The sequence below is a fragment of the Micromonospora sp. NPDC007230 genome, assembly GCF_042869115.1.
Taxonomy (GTDB): Bacteria; Actinomycetota; Actinomycetes; order Mycobacteriales; family Micromonosporaceae; genus Micromonospora.
Genome location: NZ_JBIAFE010000007.1, coordinates 18,819 through 38,922 on the forward strand (window position 1 = coordinate 18,819; position 20,104 = coordinate 38,922).

The 20,104-nt window shown below is 68.1% G+C and carries 14 protein-coding genes and 1 pseudogene; 5 read left to right on the top strand and 10 right to left on the bottom strand.

All coding sequences use genetic code 11. The annotated features are described in order from the left end of the window. Window positions 1-676: 676 nt before the first annotated feature. Window positions 677-1,120: a hypothetical protein gene (locus ACFYML_RS11990; RefSeq protein WP_387420594.1), complete on the bottom strand. Its 444-nt coding sequence runs from the start codon at window positions 1,118-1,120 to the stop codon at window positions 677-679. Between the two features lie 507 nt (window positions 1,121-1,627). On the opposite strand from ACFYML_RS11990, the gene ACFYML_RS11995 reads away from it, so the two are divergent. The 4 genes from ACFYML_RS11995 (at window position 1,628) to ACFYML_RS12010 (ending at window position 4,472) form a co-directional block, all read left to right on the top strand. Then, window positions 1,628-2,089 (top strand): hypothetical protein, encoded by a 462-nt coding sequence (locus ACFYML_RS11995; RefSeq protein ID WP_387420595.1) that lies wholly within the window; start codon window positions 1,628-1,630, stop codon window positions 2,087-2,089. A gap of 433 nt (window positions 2,090-2,522) precedes the next feature. Beyond that, window positions 2,523-3,221, top strand: a complete 699-nt coding sequence (locus ACFYML_RS12000) for a bacteriorhodopsin (RefSeq protein WP_387420596.1) — start codon at window positions 2,523-2,525, stop codon at window positions 3,219-3,221. Continuing rightward, window positions 3,218-4,252 (top strand): Brp/Blh family beta-carotene 15,15'-dioxygenase, encoded by a 1,035-nt coding sequence (locus tag ACFYML_RS12005; RefSeq protein WP_387420597.1) that lies wholly within the window; start codon window positions 3,218-3,220, stop codon window positions 4,250-4,252. Before ACFYML_RS12000 ends, ACFYML_RS12005 begins: the two co-directional genes overlap by 4 nt. Window positions 4,253-4,328: 76 nt before the next feature. Next, window positions 4,329-4,472 carry a hypothetical protein gene (locus ACFYML_RS12010; protein WP_387420599.1) on the top strand — a complete coding sequence of 48 codons (144 nt, stop codon included), beginning with the start codon at window positions 4,329-4,331 and terminating at the stop codon, window positions 4,470-4,472. A gap of 101 nt (window positions 4,473-4,573) precedes the next feature. Here ACFYML_RS12010 and ACFYML_RS12015 read toward each other — a convergent pair whose 3' ends face one another. The 6 genes from ACFYML_RS12015 to ACFYML_RS12040 all read right to left on the bottom strand — a co-directional run bounded on the left by ACFYML_RS12015 (window position 4,574) and on the right by ACFYML_RS12040 (window position 16,485). Beyond that, on the bottom strand, window positions 4,574-4,879 hold the full coding sequence (locus ACFYML_RS12015; RefSeq protein ID WP_387420600.1) for a hypothetical protein: 306 nt from the start codon (window positions 4,877-4,879) through the stop codon (window positions 4,574-4,576). A 305-nt stretch (window positions 4,880-5,184) separates the two neighbouring features. Continuing rightward, window positions 5,185-6,084: a low temperature requirement protein A gene (locus tag ACFYML_RS12020; protein ID WP_387420797.1), complete on the bottom strand. Its 900-nt coding sequence runs from the start codon at window positions 6,082-6,084 to the stop codon at window positions 5,185-5,187. Beyond that, window positions 5,969-6,475: a low temperature requirement protein A gene (locus ACFYML_RS12025; RefSeq protein ID WP_387420601.1), complete on the bottom strand. Its 507-nt coding sequence runs from the start codon at window positions 6,473-6,475 to the stop codon at window positions 5,969-5,971. Before ACFYML_RS12025 ends, ACFYML_RS12020 begins: the two co-directional genes overlap by 116 nt. 558 nt (window positions 6,476-7,033) lie before the next feature. After that, window positions 7,034-13,207, bottom strand: a complete 6,174-nt coding sequence (locus tag ACFYML_RS12030; protein ID WP_387420602.1) for a S8 family serine peptidase — start codon at window positions 13,205-13,207, stop codon at window positions 7,034-7,036. Window positions 13,208-13,222: 15 nt separating this feature from the next. Next, window positions 13,223-13,456 carry a hypothetical protein gene (locus tag ACFYML_RS12035; protein ID WP_387420603.1) on the bottom strand — a complete coding sequence of 78 codons (234 nt, stop codon included), beginning with the start codon at window positions 13,454-13,456 and terminating at the stop codon, window positions 13,223-13,225. Window positions 13,457-13,536: 80 nt separating this feature from the next. Further along, window positions 13,537-16,485, bottom strand: coding sequence for an ATP-binding protein (locus ACFYML_RS12040; RefSeq protein WP_387420604.1), 2,949 nt, complete (start codon window positions 16,483-16,485; stop codon window positions 13,537-13,539). Between the two features lie 282 nt (window positions 16,486-16,767). Here ACFYML_RS12040 and ACFYML_RS12045 point away from each other — a divergent pair. Further along, window positions 16,768-16,925 (top strand): annotated as a pseudogene (locus ACFYML_RS12045) (site-specific integrase); the annotation flags it as partial. Between the two features lie 18 nt (window positions 16,926-16,943). Here the strand turns inward: ACFYML_RS12045 and ACFYML_RS12050 are convergent. From ACFYML_RS12050 to ACFYML_RS12060, 3 genes are all read right to left on the bottom strand, one after another. After that, window positions 16,944-17,594 (bottom strand): hypothetical protein, encoded by a 651-nt coding sequence (locus ACFYML_RS12050; protein ID WP_387420605.1) that lies wholly within the window; start codon window positions 17,592-17,594, stop codon window positions 16,944-16,946. 386 nt (window positions 17,595-17,980) lie between these two features. After that, window positions 17,981-19,084 (bottom strand): phospho-N-acetylmuramoyl-pentapeptide-transferase, encoded by a 1,104-nt coding sequence (gene mraY, locus ACFYML_RS12055; RefSeq protein WP_387420606.1) that lies wholly within the window; start codon window positions 19,082-19,084, stop codon window positions 17,981-17,983. 422 nt (window positions 19,085-19,506) lie between these two features. Further along, a complete protein-coding gene (locus ACFYML_RS12060) occupies window positions 19,507-19,911 on the bottom strand; it encodes a ribonuclease E inhibitor RraB (protein WP_387420607.1) in 405 nt (134 codons plus the stop codon). Between the last annotated feature and the right edge of the window lie 193 nt (window positions 19,912-20,104).

A 20,104-nucleotide genomic window follows, 5' to 3' on the forward strand; every position in this document is an offset into this window, starting at 1 on the left:
GGCATTTCTCCCTTGGCGACCCTCAGCGCAGCTTGGGCACCGCGCGGCCGAAGAGCGCACGTGGCACGACACTAAAGACGGCACGAGCAGGCCGTCATGGTGCAGTTGTCGAGAAGGTCGCGGTACGACTCCGTCAATCGTCGTGATCATGCAGGGCAGCAGGTCAGCCCGGCCGTTGCCGCCGATGACACCGGCGCCATCGGGCTGCTCTCCTCGCCGAGCGATGCCGACCCGAGGAAGGGCCGGCCTCAAGGCGAGGGCGGGACCCCGCACCGCTCACCCGACGGCCCGCACGGCGTTACCCCGCTGCTGGTGGCACACATCGTGGTCGGCTCCGTGGCGCTGCTCGCCGGCTGTTTCCAGGCCCGGCCGCGGCCGGCGCTACCCGGCCGCGCACCGGTGGACGGGGCGGGCGTACTTCTTCGGTGGGGTCTTCCCGGCGGGTGTCGCCGTGTTGGTTCGTCGCGCCGATCAGCAGGGTCGGTTTCGTCCGAGGTCAGCAACATCATGCTGACGGTCCGGTAGCTCGCCACCGCAGTCGCCGGATACCGGATGGCACGGCAACGCCTGCTTCGTGGAGCACCGCTGGTGGATGGTCCGCAGCTTCCCGCTGACCACGTCGATCGGACGCCGCTCGGGGAAGAAACGGGCCTGGCCTCGGGGCGCGTAAGGCCATTCAGGATCCGGTCGTCTGGTATCTGCGGAGCGCCGCTTCGGCGAGCTGGGTGAGGTATTTGTTGCCGCCGGGTTTGTTGCCCTGCTCCTGGACGACCACCAAAGTGGTTCCGATCCGGACGAGTACACTGTCGCATTCCAGCGTGCCAGAACCGGACGTCATGCTGCAGCTGACGTGAATACTGTCATCGCCCAGCCGCGGCCCTGGTGCCACTGCGAAGCGGTACCTGCCGCCGCCGAGGCCGGACGACGCGACGGTGGGGCAACGGCCGATGAAGGCTCGCAGGTCGGTCATTGCTCGTCGTGCGCTGTCATCGGCGTAGGTTCTGAGGAATTCGTTTCCCACCCAGCCCCAGCCATCGGGATCCGCGTCATAGCTGAGGGTGGCTGCGGCCATCGCGGACGGAGTCCCGGTCAGCCGCGTGGCCGACAGCAGCGGGATCATGTCCGAACAGGACACGTCGACGCTTGGGCGTTGATCTCCAGCATCCGACGGCATGACTGTCGCGATCTCCACAGTGAATCCGGGCGGCACCGAGTCCGTGGTCAACAAGCGTGCGGACAGCGTCGCGGAGTAGCCGGACCCGCCGGTCGCCGGAACTGCTGGGAAAGCTGGTTTCGTGGCTGTGGCCGAGCCCGTCGCCTGCACCGTGGAGGGGATCGTTTCGCCCGCTGATCGATCCGCTGTATGAGCCGTTGAAGAACCGCACGCGCTCACCATGCAGACGGCCGCCACCGCGACTAACCTACGCAGCACCATCCTGAGCACGGGCGGACTCCACCTCTCGCGCGAGACGCGTCAGGCTATCAGCGCGTGACTTCAGCCGTCGCGCACCCTGAACCACGTGGGCCTCCGCAGCTCGCCACCAATCGGTCATCGCCAATTGGACCGCCATTGGGACCCCAGGGCCCGAGCGTCAACAGGCTGGCTTAGCCTTGCCATCCTGAACACGTGAAGCCGAACCTGGAGAGGATCCCAGGCAACCGCGACTGGGTTGCTCAGGCCATCCTGGCACGGGCGCCGCAACGTGTTGATCAGGGCTTTCTCGACTCCCTCGACCCCTCCGCCTCGCTCGCCCTCGGACGCTACGGCGTTCGCCTCGCCACCCTTGCGCTACGGGAGACCTCCATCGAGCTGTTGCGCCGTTCCTTGCTGGCCACTGCACTCGCCTGGTGCCTGCAACCCGAGGATGAACGAGACGTGATGGTGGCTCTGGCGCTGCCGTGGATCGTGGCACAGCGGCTCGGGGCATCTCCGGCGACGGTATTCGGCACGGTGGCGGATGGTCTCCCAGATGGCCCGATCTCCACCCTGATGAAGGACTTCGGTGCTCGGAAAGACATCACGTTGGCGGCCTTCGGGTGGGACCTGTTGGCCACGACCGACGGACCCGACTTCCGCCCACTGCTCTGAGCGCACGGCCACGCCGGGCCCTCTCATCGAGCCCGGCCACCTCAGCCAACGGCCAATCCGCCGGCTGGCTGAGCATCAGTTCGGCTAGGGGCTGATGCCGTGGCCTTCCCGGACCGTCATCGACAGCTCACTCATCCCGGACGTGATCAGCGTCCGGTACGGGCGCTCCCCGGTCGGTGCCACGACATAGACACGCACACCGACGAGGTGCGAGGCGATCTCGTGGTCGGCGCCGGCCGCTCGAATGCTGACTAACTACCAACAATAGCCCTAAACCGGAATAAGCTCGCCAATGCGGAGTCACCCGGCTTGAGAAGGACGTCGGCGTACCCGCTGGTAGCGGCCATGCCGCCAGCGAGCACATGCCGGGTCGGCGGTGCCTGACCATCAGATGCCGCTATCGCCGTACGCCCGTCGAGGTCGAGGAGCACATGTGTCCGAGTGGTGGCTGTGGTCGTACGTCATCCTGTGCGCCGCCGCCCTGCTGCTGTTCATCCGGTGGAGCCGCAACCCGAAGGGACTCCCCCAGTCCGAATACCGGGGGGTGTTCGTCATCCTGGCGTGGTCGGCAATCTGGCACGTCGTCGCGGCGCTCGGCGCCAGCCGGACGAACACGGCAGACCACATCATTGACTGGTCGCACTACGCCGACTGGATCGTCACCGCACCGCTGCTGGTGTTCTCTCTCGTCCTCACGGCCACGCACGCCATCGCCGAGAAGCGGCTGGGTCTGGTGACGGCGCTCATCGTGCCAACCTTCCCGATGATCCTCGCGGGCCCGGTCGCCGAGGCCATGAAGAGCACTGCGGCCCGTTTCACCATCTACGGAATCGGGGTGGCTGCGCTCGCGCTCGTCCTGGGCCTGATCTGGGGGCCGCTACAGGCCGACGCCAAGCGGCAGCCCGCCCCGATGGCGGCCCACTTCATCGTCGTCGCACTGCTGCTGTCCCTGCTCTGGCTCGCTTTCCCGCTGGTCTGGATCTTGGGGCCGCCCGGAGTCGAGATGGTCGATGAGCACACCAGTACGATCCTCTTCGTCGTCCTGTCGGCCCTCATGAAGGTTGGCTGGAGCATCGTCGACGTGGGCCGGCTCCGCGCGATGTCCGACCGTGGCCAACTCTCGGTGGCATGAGCAGCCAGCCCATCGCGCACGAGGCGGGGTTCGGCTCGGCCAGCAACAGCAGACGGCCTCGCCCGTTCGGCCGACCCGACATCGGCCCGGAGGGCCGGGCAGACCCCCGCCGGGCCGTGCTGCGCCGCGCCGATACCGCGGGCATCCTGGCGCTCCTCGCCGTACTCGTCCTGTACCTGCCCACCCAGGCCGAGGCAGCAGCGTCCACGCCGCTCCCGGCGCTGCTCGGGCTGCTGCTCGGGCTTCCACACGGTGCCGTCGACCACCTGATCCCCGCCTGGCTCTCGGTGAAGGCACGCCGGTGGAGCCGACGCGTGAGCCTGCTGCTCGGCTATGCCGCCATAGCCGGGACCGGGCTACTGGCCTACCGGGCCGCACCGGCCGCGGTCCTGCTGGGCTTCCTGGTCCTCGCCATCGCCCACTTCGGCACCGGCGACGAGGCGTTCCACGCCGAGCGGGACGGCCGGCGGGTGCGGCTACGCCCGCACGGCGTCCTCGCCTACGGCGCTCCACCGGTGGTCTTCCCACTCGTGCTGTGGCGCGACCAGGTAGACCAACTGCTGGAGCGCGTCGCCGCGGGGTCCACCGTGCTGCTCACCAGCGAGGTACGCGCCACCGCCCTGGTCCTCACGGTGTCAGCGGTGGCCATCACCGCCGTACAGGAGGTGCGCGGTCGACGCGGACGCAACCTCGTCCAACTCGGGCTCCTCGCCACCGTGTTCGCGATCGTCCCGCCCGCGCTGGCGTTCGGGGTCTACTTCGCGGCGTGGCATTCGCTCCGGCACATCGCGCGACTGCTCTGCGCCGACCCGGCGAACGCCGCCCACCTGCGGGCCGGTCGGCTGGGCCCGCCGCTACGACGATTCGCCCTGCGCGCCGCGCCCCCCACCGCGGCCGTACTAATCTCCTTCGCCCTGCTCACCCACCACACCGGGACCGCGGGAGTCCTGCCCACGACGTTCGCCCTCCTGGCCGCGGTCACGGTGCCACACGCCGTGGTCGTGGCCTGGCTGGACCGCCGCGCCCGATGATGGGCCGAATTGGCAGCTCGTTGACGTGCTGCGGCGCGTCTTGCCCGCATACGGGGACGATGAGGGGCGCAACGGGATGACACACAGGCTTGTCCTGGCCAAGGCGACCGCCGTTGACGAGACCGTACCGCTCACCGCTGACGACCCACCGGTCATTATCGAGATGGTGGCCTTGCGGGCGTTCTGCGCCATCTGCGGCGGGCTCTGCTACCTCACCTAACTTGGTCCCAACCCGGCGCTGTCGGCCCTCCGGAGTGCGCAGGGGCGTACTCAACTCGACATGACAGGACGTTTCGTCGGCGGCCACCCTGCCGTCTCTAGCTACATCAGACGCGCAACTAAACGCACGAGCACCAACACGACAAGACCCGCCCCGATCGTCGCCACCGAATATCCGGCCACGCCGAGCAGTTTTGGATGCTCAAGCCAAAAGTTAATCGAAAGCCAACCAGGCTGCAACCGGAGCTCTTCCGATGGAAGCGAACGGGTGAACCTGGCGAATCTTATTATAAGAATTCCGGCGACAATCCATACGGAACCGAATACAAGTCCCGCAATCGTGGAACCTGGCTCACTGTATTGCGCCGCCAGGCTGGCTTGTACCGTCAGAGGCAGGCAATGTGGCATCCTCTCTCCCTCGGTCGATAGCCGGTCAAGAGACGAGGCACCAGGTCCTCGTCAGGCCACCCATGATCCCGAGCCGGCCGCCGAAGCTTATTCCGCCACCTTCTCAGGCGCGGTGACTGGTCCCCGCAACTGAACCCGCTGCGGGGACCGCTCGTCGGTGGCCTGCGGCCGTAGCTGGTACTCGCGCCCTCGTAGCTCCGTCACCGGCATCCGAGAGGAGCGTCGGCATATTGGCGTCAGGGTGATCTCCGATCACGCGAGTTTGCCCTAGATCGACTTCGACTTGGTGGGGCGACAGGCACGCGTCAGCGGGGCGGCGAGGCCTGCTCCAGTGGGCGTCCATGGGCTCGGATCATGTCCGAGACGGCGACGCCGAGCAGGACGGCGGCAGCTGCTGCGGCGACCCCGAGTGGCGGCAGGCCGACCATCACCGGCGCTACGGCCGCGAGGACGACGATCCCGATCGGTCGTGGCCGGGACACGCGGGCGAAGGCCACGTGCTCGAATACTGCGCGCCCGGCGAGGTAGAGCGCGGGCCCGCCGAGGATGGCGCCGACCCAGGCCGGTTTGGCGTGTCCGGATGGATCGTTGAGGACGAGCTCGGAACCGGCTGAGGTGGCGACGATGCCGGCCACCATGAGCAGGTGGGAGAGCTCGGCCGACCGACCGAGCCGGCCGGGATCGGCGGATGCCGCGATGGCCTCGCCCAAGATCTGGCCGGCTCGGTAGAAGTAGATCCGCCACAGCAACACCGTGGTGACGAACGACAGTACAAGGGCCATAATTCGTTCAGCCACGATCGGACCGTGCAACAGAGTCGATCCGGTGGTCAGGATCGTCTCACCAAGCGCGACGATGACGAACAGCCAGTAGCGTTCGGCCAGGTGCTCGCCCGCGACGGCCCACGGGGACACGCGCGCACGCCCCAGCCCCGGTACCGGCCAGCCGAGTACGCCCCCCAGGTAGTCGATCGCCAAGGCCAGCAGCCACAGCAAATTGCGCGTCAGCTCCGGTGCCATAGCTCCGGCGAGCCACGGTACGGCCGACGCGCCGAACCAGACGAGCGCCAGCATGTTGACGCGGCGCAGATCATGGCCCCGCAAGGTGAGTACGAAGAAGAGGGTGCGGCCCACCTGGATCGCCACGTATGTGCTCGCGAAGAGCAGACCGGTCTCCGCGAGAGCCCCGGATATCGCGACCGCCAGGAACAGGCTCCCGAGCATCGTCGCGAGGACAACGAACTGGATCGCCGGCTGCAACGGGGTCGAACCGGCTGGTCATCCACGCCGTCTGGGTCCAGATCCACCAGATGGCCAGGAACAGCAGCAGAGTCTCGCCGTTTTCCGAAAGGGTGGTGGTCAACGTCTCGGCGACGCGGCCGGTGGTGTAGTCCAGCACCAACTCGTTCACGATCCGGGTGAGCGCGAAGACGTACACCAGATCGAAGAACAGTTCCAGGAAGGTCGGCCGCTGCGGACTCCCACGCTTACGCAGCAGATTGGTCACTCTGTTCGTCGTCACCGGCCCGCCCACTTCGTCGGCTTCTCGCTGAAGCAGTCGTACCACGTCGCCGCGCCGCCCACGGATCAGACGCACCTCCCGAGTGCTGAAGGGCCTGACCGCCAGCGAGGGCTGCTGCCGCGCCCAGCGTCGTGCTCTCCCAACCAGGCAACGGCCAGCTGACCGACCGTCTCAAAGAACAGCACCGAGGCCGGCGTTCACTCAGCGTGACCGGCGTGCTGAGACAACGCGCGCACGGTCGGCGGCAAATGGGTATGTTTGATCATGGTGTTTGGCGTGTCGAGGCGAGGGCCTTGTAGCCGCTCCTGGTCCAACGCTGAGTAGTCCCCAGCCCGCCTCCCACCGGGAACAACGCTCGCCCGTTCGGCACGAGCGGACGTGACGTTGCGTGGCACGCGGAGCGCGGCAGATGTGCGCACTCGGCCGGATCGGCAACAAGGCGAAGGGCTCTGGTGCGTCGGGCAACGCGCCTTCGTCGTCCGGCACTTCGCCACCGACGAGAAACTCGACCTCTTTGCCATCAAGTGCGTGAATGAGGACCAAAGCCGCAAACTCGTTAGTCGCGGTCAGAGCCTCCACGGCAATCCTTTCCGAGGAGGCTCTGACCACTGCTGGTGGACCGGTTCGGCTATCTCATAGGCGCGGGTCCTCCTGGACCTTCAGGGCGTTGAGGATCGGGTCGCGCTCGCCGATCTCGCTGCGGAGCTCGATCTTCAGGTCGCCGCCGGTGTGCTTGACGGTGACCGTGTTCATGTCCGCGGTCAGCGCGCCCGCCTTCGCCTGCACGTCGTGGTCGTGGAGCACGGCCTTGCCGTCGACCAGGACATCGAAGGTGCGCATGCCGGCCTTGACCTTCTCGATCTCCGCGAAGTCGAGGCCGATCTGGTACGTGCCGGCGGGCGCGTCCTTGAACACGTAGGCGAACGTCTTCCCGGTCCGCTGGGTCCGGAACAACGCGTCGTCCTCGGTGCCGGCGATGTCCGCCTTGGTGGCGCGCGCGTCGCCGCCGACGTACCCCCACGGTCCCGAGCCCAGCGGCTGGTCGGGCGACCAGACGAAGCCGTCGGCACCGACGTGCCCGGACCCGCCCACATCGACGCCCTGCCAGTAGGCCGAGGTCGCCAGCCGGACCGGCGTGTACTGGGCCCCGCCCTTGCCGGCGTTCGACGCCACGAGCACGTCACCGACGAGGACGCCGGGCTGGAACCCGGTGTTGTCGACGATCGCCGTGACCGTGGTGGACTCACCGACCGCGAGCTGGACCGTGCCGGTCGCGGCCTCACCCGTCAGCGTCAGCCACGGAAGGTCCGCAGCCTCGTGTCCGCCCTTGGTACGGAGTTGCTCGCTCAGCTGGACCTGCAGTGGCGCGGAGCCGGTGTTGGTCACGGTCACCTCGGCACTCGCCGCCTGGTCGGAGCTGAGGAACCAGTCGAGGTCTGCTCCGGTGATGGTCGCGACGCCCGTGGTGAGCGCGGTGTCGACCACCTCGGCCTGGTCCTTCTTGGCGATGGTGACCGGACGGCTGGCCGTGACGTAGTTCGGCGCCCAGACCTCCACGGTGTTCTCACCGACCAGCGCCTGGGCCTTCCAGCGACCCGCGGCGTCGGCCGTGATGACGCGGTCGCCGTTCGGCGACTTCAGCGTGACGACCGCACCCGCGATCGGCTTGCTGTCGTTCGCGTCGGTGACGGTGCCCCCGATCGTGCCCGCGGCCGGGAGGGTGTACTGCAGCCCCAGGTTGGCCGTGAGGACGGGCTGGTTGAAGGAGTACTGGCTCGCGGGGTTTCGCTTGAGGCTCTCCACGCCGACCGTGGCCGACGACCCGCGGGTCACGGGCTTCTCGCCGCCGATCCCGTCGCCGTACCCGATCTGGATCCGTCCGTCCGCGATCAGGGTGACCGAGAAGCTGACGCGGGCCGTCCGGTCACTGTAGAAGGTGACGTTGCGCCATTCGATGACCTGCGCCGCCAGCCCGTCCACCTCGGTCGTGCCGAGGTAGATGCCTGCCTGGGCGTCGACGATGAGGTCGTCCCAGAACGGATAGATCGCGTCGATCGGACTCCGCGACGGCAGTGCCGTGTTGTTCCCCAGCGTGCTGGCACGGTCGAAGACCAACGAGCCGTTGGTGTTTACGCACACGCCGTCCCAGGTCGTGTCGTAGAAGGGGAAGCGGAAGCTGGAGTCGAACCACAGCACTCCGCAGAGGTCGTCGCCGATCCAGCCGGAGTTCTCGGTGCCCTGGCGGTAGAGCCCGCTGGTCACCTTCAACGAGTACGAGCGACCGGCGGGAGCCACCGGCACCTCGCCCGGCTTCGGCTGCTCGGGCACGGGCTCCTGCTCAACCTGGTCTGCGCGCGGGTCGAGCGTCACGCGCAGCGCGGCGATGCTCGGGGCGCGCAGGCCCTTCGAACCCCGCAGCTCCACGGTCAGCGGACCGCCCTCGTGCTTCACGACGGCAGTGCGCCAGTCGGCGGCGTTCGACCCCACGGCCGCGGCCGCGTCGTACGCGTACTCCGTCAGCGAGCCGTCCACGAGGACGTCGAACACCCGCTTCCCCTTGGCCACCTTCTCGATCTCGGCGAACCCGAGATCGATCGCGTAGGTGCCCTTGGGCGCGTCGGGGAAGGTGTAGGTCAGGTCCTTGAGTGGCGTGGTGCGCTGCGACTGGAACAGCTCGTCGTCCGTCGTGCCTTCGATCCCGGCCTGCGTGGAGGTGACCTTCGTCTTCCCCTCGTAGCCCCACGCCCCGTCGCCGGAGGCCTGGTCAGCGGACCAGGTGTAGCCGGAGCCGTCGGTGACCGAAGGGCCGCCGGCGTTGACGCCGACCTGGTACTTCGTGGTCGTGAGCGTCACTGGGACGTAGGTCTTGGACTGGCGTCCGGAGTCGGACCTCACCACGATGTTCGCGCCGAGGACTCCTGGCTTGGCGTCCTTCGAGGAGACCGAGACCTTGACGGTCGTCGACTCACCCGGGGCCAGGGTGCCGCCGGTCGAGGAAAGCGACAGCCACGGCAGGTCGGTGAGCAGGTCGTCCTCGACGTCGACGAGCACGACGTCATCGGCGATCTGATCCACGGCCCAGAGCGCGCCGGTCACGTCAGTCGCGAGGCCACCGCCCTGGCGCGGCTTCATGCCCGGGAACCACCAGGCGTTGACGAGCTGACAGGTGCTGGGGTTGACCTGGATCAGCCGGGTCGGTCCGCTGCTGGCGAGGTCGCTGTACCAGAGTGTGTTCGACGCGGGGTTGTAGGCCAGCCCCATCACCTCGGGCTTGGGCGCGGCGCAGTAGGAGAGGAACTCGCCCGGGTTCTCCCACGAGGTGCCGGCGACGGTCCCGATGGAGCCGTTCTGGCGGCCGCCCACGTAGAAGACGTCGAGCGTCGGGTTGTAGGCGAGCCCGGTCAGCTGCACCGTGGACCACGTGCCCTTGATGACCCTGGTCTCCTTACCGGTCTCCCGGTTGAAGCAGTGGATCACCGAGCGCGGGCTGTCCTCGATCTGGCACATGTCGCCGGTCCGAGTGTCGAGCTCCAGGTCGAACGCGCGGTAGGCGGGGTTCCACGCGGCGTCGAAGACCTTGCCGGTCGGCTTGCCGGTCACCGTGTAGGCGGTGTTGGTCCTCGCGTCGTAGTCGTGGACCCAGACGTCGCCGTCGTACCCGACGCCGGCGGGCTCCTTCTCCTCAATCTTGCCCGGGATGGCGATCCGGGTGATGACGTCGCCGCCGGAGGTCGTGCCGATCTTGTCGGCGGCTCGCGCTGCAGCGGCATCGATCTTGGTGCTCGTGCCGTCGAAGGACGACGGCTGCATGCCCGTCGACGTCGTGTTCCAGGCGGTGAGGTCGATGGTGCTGTCGGCTCCGGTCCCGGTGCGTTCGGTGGCTCCGGTCGCGTCGAGCTCCGGGTGGCGCCCCGCCTCGCCCAGGTCGTACGTCAGCGGTGCCGAGCCGGTGTTGGTCAGCGTCAGCGTGCCGACGCCCTTCTGATCGGTACCCAGCACCGCGTCGAGGCCCTCGGCCTTCAGGCCGGCGACACCCGTGGTCAGCCGTGCGTCGATCTTGGCCTTCGCGTAGAGCTTGTCGAGGGAGAAGGGGTATGCCCCGGTCGTGTAATTCGGCGCGTCGACCGTCATGGTGTAGTCGCCGACCGGAAGCTGGCGATGCACGATGCCCGTCCCGTTGGTCGTGACGGTTTCGACGAGCCCATTCTTGTTCGTGAAGGAGACCTTGGCCCCGGCCACCGATAGCCCGTCGTTCTGGTCGACGACGGTCGCGTCGAGGTAGCCCCAGTCGGGAAGGTCGTAGGTGACGATCATCCCGTCGTGCAGCACCGGAGCGTTGTCGGAGAATCGGATGCCGTCGACGCCGGCCCAGCCCTGTATGCCGGTGATGGCGCGGGCGCCGCCGGTCACCGGGTCGTCGGTCCCGATGCCGTCGCCGTACCCGAAGATCACCTTGCCCGAGCGGGTGAGCGTGGCCGAGAAGCTGACCGGCTCCGTGTACTCCGACCGGATCGGGTAGGCCCAGATCTTGGCGTTGCGGAACTCGATGACGAACGCGTCCTCGCCGTCGACCTTGGTGGCCGCCGTGAAGACTCCCCCGCCGGGGGCGAACTGGACGGGGGTCTGGACGTAGAACGGGAAGATGCCCGCACCGCCGGTGCCGGGTCCGGTGGCGGCGTCCGGGGCGATCACGCCGCGCAGGCTGATACCCAGGGTGTCGTGGCTCCCGTTGTAGAGCGCGACCGGGAACGGCAGCTTCACCGTGGCCCAGACGCCGCTCGGGAACGCGACCGGGTCCGTGCCGCGCAGGTACTCGCCTTCGGAGACGGAGCAGGTGTAGCCGCCCTCGTCGACGACGAGCGCGACCGGGATCTCGGGCGACTCGTTCTGCGCGCCGACGGTCAGCGGGACGGTCGTGGGCGAGAAGCAGGCGTTGGGCTTGATGTTCAACGTGTACCCGCCCTCGGGGACAGCGGCGATCGTGAACGCGCCGTTGGCATCCGTGCGTACCGCGGCCAGCGGCGTGTCCTTGACGGAGACGTCGGCGTTCCGGACGGGCTGCTTCTTGTCGTCGACGACCCTGCCGCTGATGTCGTGGCGCGCCGCGGCGGTGAGGGGGACCTCGAGCGAGGTGTTCCGGCCGAGGGTGATCGTGGCGCTCGCGGTCGCGGTCAGGTAGCCGAAGACCTTGGTGCTGATCTGGTAGTCGCCGACCGGGAGGTTCATCGTGAACCGGCCGTCCTTGTCCGTCCCGATGGACCGGCTGAACGGTCCGCTGATCGTCACCTCGGCGGCGGGGACCGGGGCGCCGTTGGCAGTCACGACACCGGTCAGGGTGCCGCCCTGGCGCGGCGCGAGCTCGAGCAGGCGGACGAGGTCGAGCCGGCCCTCGCCGTACTTGTTGTTGAAGGCGGCGGTGCCGCCGCACTCGGTGTCGTCGACGTCGACGGCCGACTCGGCGAGCAGGCGGCGGGTCTCCTCGACCTGCCCGATGAGGGTCGGGTCATAGCTCCAGAGCGCCGCGACGGCGCCGGCAACGTGGGGGGCCGCCATCGAGGTGCCGGACATCTCGGTGTAGCTGTTGTTCGGGTAGGACGACCGAACGGTCACGCCGGGGGCGGAGATCTCGGGCTTGATCCGGCCGCCTTCACCCTCGCCCTTGCGGGAGAACGACGCGAGTGTGCCGTTCGACGCGTAGGCGCCGACGGAGTAGGCGCTCTCGGCGGAGCCGGGCGAGGAGACGGTGTCGCAGGCCGCGTACGGCGAGGTGTTGCCCGATGACCAGACGCTGAAGATGCCCGCGGCACTCCAGGCCTCGTCGATGGCCTGGAAGAAGTCGTCGAAGTTGTGCTCCGCACTCTGGCCCCACGAGTTGTTGATGACGTGAGGGCGCTTGGAGACGTCCGGGTTGTTTCCGTGGACGTCGGTCGGGGCGAGCAGCCACCAGCCGGACTCGAGCAGCGATTCGGGGCCGTTGGACGAGCAGCACCCGTTCGTCGCGATCCATTGCGCGTTCGGGGCGACGCCGACGTGGTTGGTGCCGTCGTCGCCGACCATGGTGCCCATGGTGTGTGTGCCGTGCCCGTTGTCGTCGCACGGCGCGCCCGCGCACGTGCCCCGGGTGGCCATCCAGTTGTAGTCGTGGTCGAACGTGCCGTCGCCCTTGTTGCCGCGGTAGGAGTCCACCAGCGCCGGATGGTCGAACTGGACGCCCGAGTCGAGGTTGGACACGGTGATGCCCGCACCGGTGGCGCCCATGGCCCAGGCCTCGGGGGCGTGAATGGCGTCCAGGCCCCACGAGACGGTGCCCGCCTCCGCGGCGGCGGGGCGGACGGCCTGGTCAGCCGGGCTCTTCTCGTCCACGGGCTCGACCAGCGCGACCTGCGGTGTCGCGTGGATTTCGGCGACCTGCCGCACCGAGGCCACGTCGAGGGCGAGTTTCTCGGTGCCGCCCTTGACGAGCACAGCGTTGGCGATCGGGTAGGAGGTGTATTTGACGCCTGCCCCGTCGAGTTCGGTGGAGACGGATGCGACGGAGTCCTTCGCCGCTGCGGTCAGCGCGTCGTAGACGAACTGACCCCGAGTGGTCCAGTCGGCGATCTTCTTCGCCGGCGCGAGGTCGGCCTTGGTGTCGAACGTGATCCAGAAGTCGGAGACCGGCTTTGTGCGGAAGCGGTCCTTCAGGTCCGACTCGATCTTGCTGGCGGCCGCACCGGGATCCGGCTCAGCGGCCGACGCCGATGGTGGCGCGATCATGCTCAGGCCGACCGCTACGGCCAGCGAAGCGACGAGGGCTTTGAGTCTCATGTGGGGGTCCTCCGCCTACAGGGGCTGGTAGGGGTCGTGGCTTTTGTGGTCGCCGGCATCGCCGGCGTCGCGGGCATCGCGCGCGTCGCGGGCATCGCGCGCGTCGCGGGGGTCGCGCGCGTCGCGGGGGTCGCGGGGGTCGCGGGGGTCGCGGGGGTCGCGGGCGCTGACGCGCGGCTCGCGCGACAGCTCGAGTGGTGGCTGGTGCTCGATGACGGAGTCGTCACGCGCGATAGGTCGCTCAGGCATGCACTGCCCCAGGGCCATGGATCATGGAGTCATGCTCGGGCGGCCGAGCGACCTTCGCTATCCAGCGGATACGTCAATTTTCACGACGGGTCGTCGAGGGAATCCTCTTCTGCGAACACTCCGGCCTCTACTGCCTTGACCGCGAGCGCGGTCCGAGAGGCCACCTTCAACTTGCGCATCGCCGCACGCAGCTGTTGATCCACGGTGGCCGGCGACTTGGCCAGAATCCGGCTGATCTCCCGGTTCGTCTTGCCGGCGACAACCAGTCGGACCACGTCGAGCTCACGAGGTGAGAGCCGGTCGCCGTACCCCCGTCGACCGCCGCGCCACAATCGCGGAACCTCGGCGCCGTGTTCGCGAAGCCGCTGTGCGACACGGTCTGCATCACCGCGGGCTCCGAGCCTGAACAGTTGCTCGTACTGTGCGGCCAGCAGCTCTCGGCCCTGTTCGATCTGGCCTTGCGCCATGAGCGCCTCGGCTTGACGCTCGCGGGCGAGCATGGCGTCGTAGGGGCGCGGCAACGCGCTCCAGGCGCGCGCCGCCCGGTCGTATGCCGTCGCCGCGCGGGCGTGGTCTCCGGCTGCGGCGACCAGCAGGGCACGGCATACGGTGAGCGCCGCGCGAGGCGCAGGCGCCGTACGGCCACGCAGTCCTCTGGCGAACTGGTCGCCCAGGCGTGTCGCGGCCTTAAGGTCGCCCGCGGCGAGGTGCGCCTCGATCCGAGCGGGGACGAGGTCCGTCGCCCAGACCCAGATGCCTTTTCTCCGGACCGTGTCCATCGGCTCGTTCGTGATCTGCAGCGCCCGGCCGCTGTTTCCGTCCGTCAGCCACAGTCTGGCCAGCGCAGCGGCGGCCTCCATCGTGTCGTCGGCTGCGCCGAGACGGGCAGACTCCTCGAGGACCAGCCGGAACTGCTCCTCCGCAACGCGCCGCCGTCCGGCCGCGGCTGCCAGCCGGGCCGCGAGCCGAATGCTGCCGAGGTAGAGCGCGGGCCGGTCTCGGTCGGCATCGGCGAGTGTCGCGCTTCGCTCCGCGAGCCCCTCCCACCGACCGGTGAGCCACGCCAGGTTGGCCTGTTCGAGTCGGACGTTGTATTGCAACCGGGACGCCTGCTCGGCCTCGGCAAGGCGCAGGGCCACGACGAGATGTCCCTCCGCCTCGGCGTACCGACCCCAGATCAGTGCACCGGTCCCGACATTTGCGTGGATGCGGGCCACGTCGAGACGCTCCGCCGAGGTCGCACCGTCGATGGGCAGGTCGGCGACGACGTCCCAGGCCTCCTCTTCGCCGAGCATGAGCAACGCAGCGGCACGGTTGCCGGCCAGGTTCAGCCGCTCTGCGTGAGAATCGACTGCGGCGGTGAGCTCAGCGGCGCGATCCAGCCAACGCCGATGAGTCGACGCCGGCCACGGTCCCGCATAGGCCCATCCAAGATAGGTCATCGCCCGAGCCGCCTCGATCGGGTCATGGTCGAGGTTGGCCACCGCCTGCTCGAGCTCGCCGAGTGCGGCCTGCGCCTCACCCCCGGTGATCAGGAGCCGACCCAGCGGGTTGCGGATCTCGGCCTGCTGGCGTGCGGAGAGACCGGGGGTCTCCAGCACCGAGCGCAAGGTACGGATCACGCGGTGGTAGACCTCGTCGACCGGTTCACGACGGCCCAGTGCGGCTACTCCGGTGATGCGCGCAACTCGTGCCCGATCCGACGGCGGCAGCTCGGACCACGACAACAGATCGACCAGCAAGGCGACCGCCTTGGTGTGGTCACCCGAGGCCATGGCCAGCTCGGCGCCCTGCTCGGCGTACCGCGCCCAGGACTCCGTCTCGCCCGCCTCACGGAAGTGGCGGGCAAGGCGTGCGACAGGCGGCGGATGGATGTCCTCCAACGCCCGGCCGGCCAGCAGGTGGAAGTGTCTGCGATCGGTCAACGGGATCGCTTCGTAGACAGCCGTGGCGGCCAGCACATGCCGGAATCGCCACTGGTCGCGGTCGTCTCCGTCCAGGACGCCGGCATCGGCCGCCTCCGCGATAGCGCCTCGACACGCATCTGGTGACAGACCGGCGGTCACCGCGATCGTGGCCACCGATGACCGCTCAGCCAACGTCGCCGCGGCTCGCAACACTTGCTGTGCCATCGGCGACAGACGGCCCACCCGCTCCCGGGTGGAGTCGCGCACCGTTGGCGGCACCTGTAGCTCGCGCAGCTTCAGCCGGACCCACTGCCCGTCGCGGAAGACGAGGTCGGCACGGTCGCACATGAGGCGAACCGACTCCTCCAGCGCCAGCGGAACGCCACCGGTCCGCTCGTGCATGAACGTCGTGAACTCCTGCGATATCGGGTTGCCGTCCAGCATCGAGGACACCAGCGCTGCCGTGTCGTTGGGTCGCATCGGCGCCAGGGCGATCCTCAGCTGGGTCACGCCAGCAGGCAGCCGGGACGTCAGCCGCAGCAACAGCGATCCGGCGTCCACCTCCTCCGGCCGATAGGAGATCACGAGGCTTGGCCCGTCCGACTGCTGTCGGGAGGTGACGAACAGCAGGAACTCCAAGGTCACCTCGTCGGCCCAGTGAGCGTCCTCGAGCACGAGAACGTCGACACGCAGAGCCCGGAGCAGCTCGTCCAGGGCGCGGAACAGGCGATGCCGTGCCGCCTTCGCATCGTCCAAGGGCTCCAATGCGGGCGGCAGGTCCGAGGACCATTCAGGGAACAGGGGCCGTAACGCACCCGCAAGATCGGTGAGCCGCAATCGCGACGCCGGCCGGTCTATCCCACGGAACGCGTCGACGATCGGCCCCAACGTCAGCGACTCTCGAAGCGGTGGGCACACCGAGACCAGGGCAGTGCGCTGGTGCGGCGCGGCCAACCACTCTCGCAGCAGTCGGCTCTTCCCGATCCCCGCCTCGCCCTCTACCAGCACGATCGCCGGTGGCCGGGCCAAGGCGCCCCGGAGCGCCGCCATCTCCCGATCACGACCCACGAAATCCGGCGTAGAAACCGCCGGTGAAGTCCCGTCGGGCGAGGGGTCGAGCATGCGTGATGATCTCGCTTTTCGCTGCTCGGGCGCAAGTACCATCGCGGCGACTCGCGTTGCGGGATCCTCAGCCGGAGTGAGCGATGTCCACCGGTAATGGCGACTGGACGCCATCGCACCCTCACCAATCTTCGCAAGATCATCTGACTACGCCCGCCGACCCGGACGGTGCGCAGCCGAGCAGCATGATCCGGGCGGGCGGAAGGCGTCGACTGGCCTCCGCGCGCCGGGCGTCCGCGACTCCCTGCTACCGACACCGCAGTGCGGGCCGGCGTACTCCTCTGCGCCACGCTCCAGGCCGACCTCGACGTCCACCCGAGAGTCGTCATGCAGGTCCTCCGGCACGCCCGCTTCTCCGTGACCATGAGATCTACACCCAGGTCTCATCGAAGGCGACGCGGGATGCCCTCAAACGCCTCGGCGATTCCCTCGGCATCTGACCTGGACGGGCAGAGACGCTACTGGTTCAGTTCTCGCGGGTTCGAGTCGCCGAGAGCGTCCCACTCCTCAGCAGTGGTGGGAAAAGGCTGCCAGTACGGCAGATAAAACGGCCGCCACGTCGGCGTGACCATCGAAAACGACTCCAACTCCGGGTCCGCGAGCATCCGGTAGACGAACTCCGTCATGGACATGTCGAAGCGGTGCCACGGGGAGGGAGGGTCGTGCCGAGCCAGCACCGGCCACCGCTCAGGCTCCACCGAGCGGTCCGCAAGCCAGTAGTATCCGCCTCCGGCCGAGTCGTGACCCCACTCGATCAGCCCAGAACCCGTGTCGGGGCCGTACAGCTCGTACGGGACGTACAAGCCCGCTGTGAAGTCGTCATGCTCACCCACCGAACGCCGCATGGAGTCCCACCACCCGACCAGCGACGTCGAGTCGTGATCTGTGGTCGGTCGCAGTAAGCCAAGGTGCACCATAAAGAGGCCCGGCACGAACCGCCGGCACAACTCCTTGAAGTCGCCTGGCAGCGCGACGCCCAGCTCCGCCTCCACCTGCCCCCAGCCGGCACCGCCCTCAGGCTCGTGGCGCCACCCGGTCACGTCGATGATCCGGTCGATCCACATCAACTGATCATTCACGGCCGGCAAAATAACAGCACCGGCAGACATCTCCTCGCCTGCTCGTCACCCGCCCGCTGACCGCTGCTGTACGACAGCAGAAAGGCCACCTCCCGAACCCGGGAGGTGGCCTTTGACCTGCGTGGGCGATACTGGGATCGAACCAGTGACCTCTTCGGTGTGAACGTCGATCTCGCCTGTCGCCAGCTCACAGCCGATACCACGTGATGTCGGCGCGTGGGCTCCAGCCGCCGCCGGAGGTCGCCCCGTGATGAATGACGCCAGACCTCTTGCTGACTTCTTGCTGACACAGCGACCGTGGGGTCTGGCCGCGACCGGCTTAGGCAATGCTGCTGCCAGACGCTGGCACTCCGGTGGGGAACCAGGCTGCCCGGCGGATCACCGTCGGTGGCACGACACAGGCTTGTCGCGTGGCTTTATCCAACGACCGCCAAGAAATCCGAGTAGAACAGGCCCAGGCCGACCGCCACGCAGACGCCGGCCACGATCCAAAACCGGACCACAATATTGACCTCGCTCCATCCGGCCAACTCGAAGTGGTGGTGCAACGGCACCATCCGGAAGACACGTCTCCCGGTGGTCCGGAACGAGACGATCTGGATCACCCAGGTCGTCGTGATGATGACGAAGAGCCCGCCGATCATGATCGAAAGCAGCGTGGTGCGGGTTGCCACCGCGAGCCCGCCGATCAGGGCGCCGAGGCCGAGCGAGCCCACGTCACCCATGAAGATCCGCGCCGGGGACGTGTTCCACCACAGGAAGCCGACGCAGGCGGCGGCCGCCGCCGCCGCGATTATGGCGATCTCCAGGGGATCCCGGACCTGGTAGCAGTAGTCGTTCACCCGGGCGTACCCTTCGTCGGCGCACCAGTGCCGGTACTGCCAGAAGCCGATCAGCGCGTACCCGCCGAGCACCAGGATCGACGCGCCGGTGGCCAGGCCGTCGAGGCCGTCGGCGAGGTTCACGCCGTTCGACATCGCCGTGATCACGAAGACGATGACCATGACCGCACCGACCTTGCCGACGTCGAGCCAGCTGATGTCGCGGATGAGCGAGATGTGCTCGCTGGCCACGGTCTGGCCGTTGGTGCTCGGCACGTAGAGCGCGGCGATGCCGAACCCGCCGCTGACGATCGCCTGGCCGAGCAGCTTGCCTTTGGCGGACAGTCCGTCGGAGTTGCGCCGGCGCACCTTGAGGAAGTCGTCGAAGAAGCCGACCACGCCGCAGAAGACGAACAGCCCGAGCAGCACCAGGGCCGTCATCGTCGGCCCCTCCTGCGCGATCTGCCGCTCGGGCAGGGTCATCAGGGCGATGTGCCCGGCAACGTACGCGAAGACGGTGGCCACGATGAAGACGACGCCGCCCATCGTGGGCCTGCCGTGCTTGCCCTGGTTGCTAGCGAGCCCGATGGATCGGATCGGCTGGCCGGCCTTGAGCGCGGTGAAGACGCGAATCGCCACCGGCGTGCCGAACAGGGAGATGATGAACGCGACCGCGGCCGCGACGATGACCGCCCTCACGGGCGAACCTCCACGAGATCCGGATTTCTGACGGCGTCCCCACCGAGCTTCCAGATCAGCGCCTGACGTATCGACCTGAGCTGGCCGTGCAGACAGTCCCTAGCGAAATCATCGATCACGAGACACGAGCTTGCCATCCGACGGCGAGCGGAGCAGCCCTGGACCTCACAGCGCCGTGGTTCGTAACTCGCCGACACGAATCCAGTTCTCCGGGCGGCCGTCCGCGACCGGCTGCTCGGCGCCAATCCGTGCGAGGGCGGGAAGGTGCCATCGCGGCGGAAGAAGGACACCAATGAACATGTCCTGACCCGGGCTGACCTGATCGGCCGACTCCTACCGGCGGTCCCGGATCGATACCGTGCCCTGGTCGCGTTGGCCGGGTTGACCGCTAGATCGGGCACGTGACGGGCACGGGCGTCGGGCTATGCGGCGGCTTCCCAGCCGTCGTAGTCGGCGTGATGGTGCTCGGCCAGGGCTTCGAAAACGTCGACGCTTTCGCGGACGAACTCTGGCGTCAACACGGTGTGGGTCTCGCACGCCACAGTCCAGCTGCCCGGATACTCCGGGAGAGGCTCACGCACCTCAGCGTCGAACCCGTGGGTGCGGGCTGCGGCGGCGATGAGCCGCCCGATGTCTTCGGAAGGGGCGTAGAGGTAGAAGATGACATGTCGCGGCTGCGACAGATCCGCTGCCCTCTTGGCTACCTCATTCATGAGCAGCAGATCCCGATACTTGATGCCAAGTCTCGGCGAGCGCCCGTCCAAGTCGACAGGCTCGTCGCCGCGGCCGCGCTTGAACTTGCTGAACAGGCCCATCGACTGCTCCACCTACTGGTCTCCCTGCGGGCCGCATGACCGTACACGTACACCGGCCACAATGCTGCCCTGGTGGGCCGCCAGTTCACCAACTACAGGTAGGAGGCCTCCGGCCCGCCTGGTCATCGAGCCGGCCACGCCATGTCGCCTGGCCAGACGTCGTCACCAGTGGTCGTCCCTTAGTCGGTCACGATCGGCCTCCGAC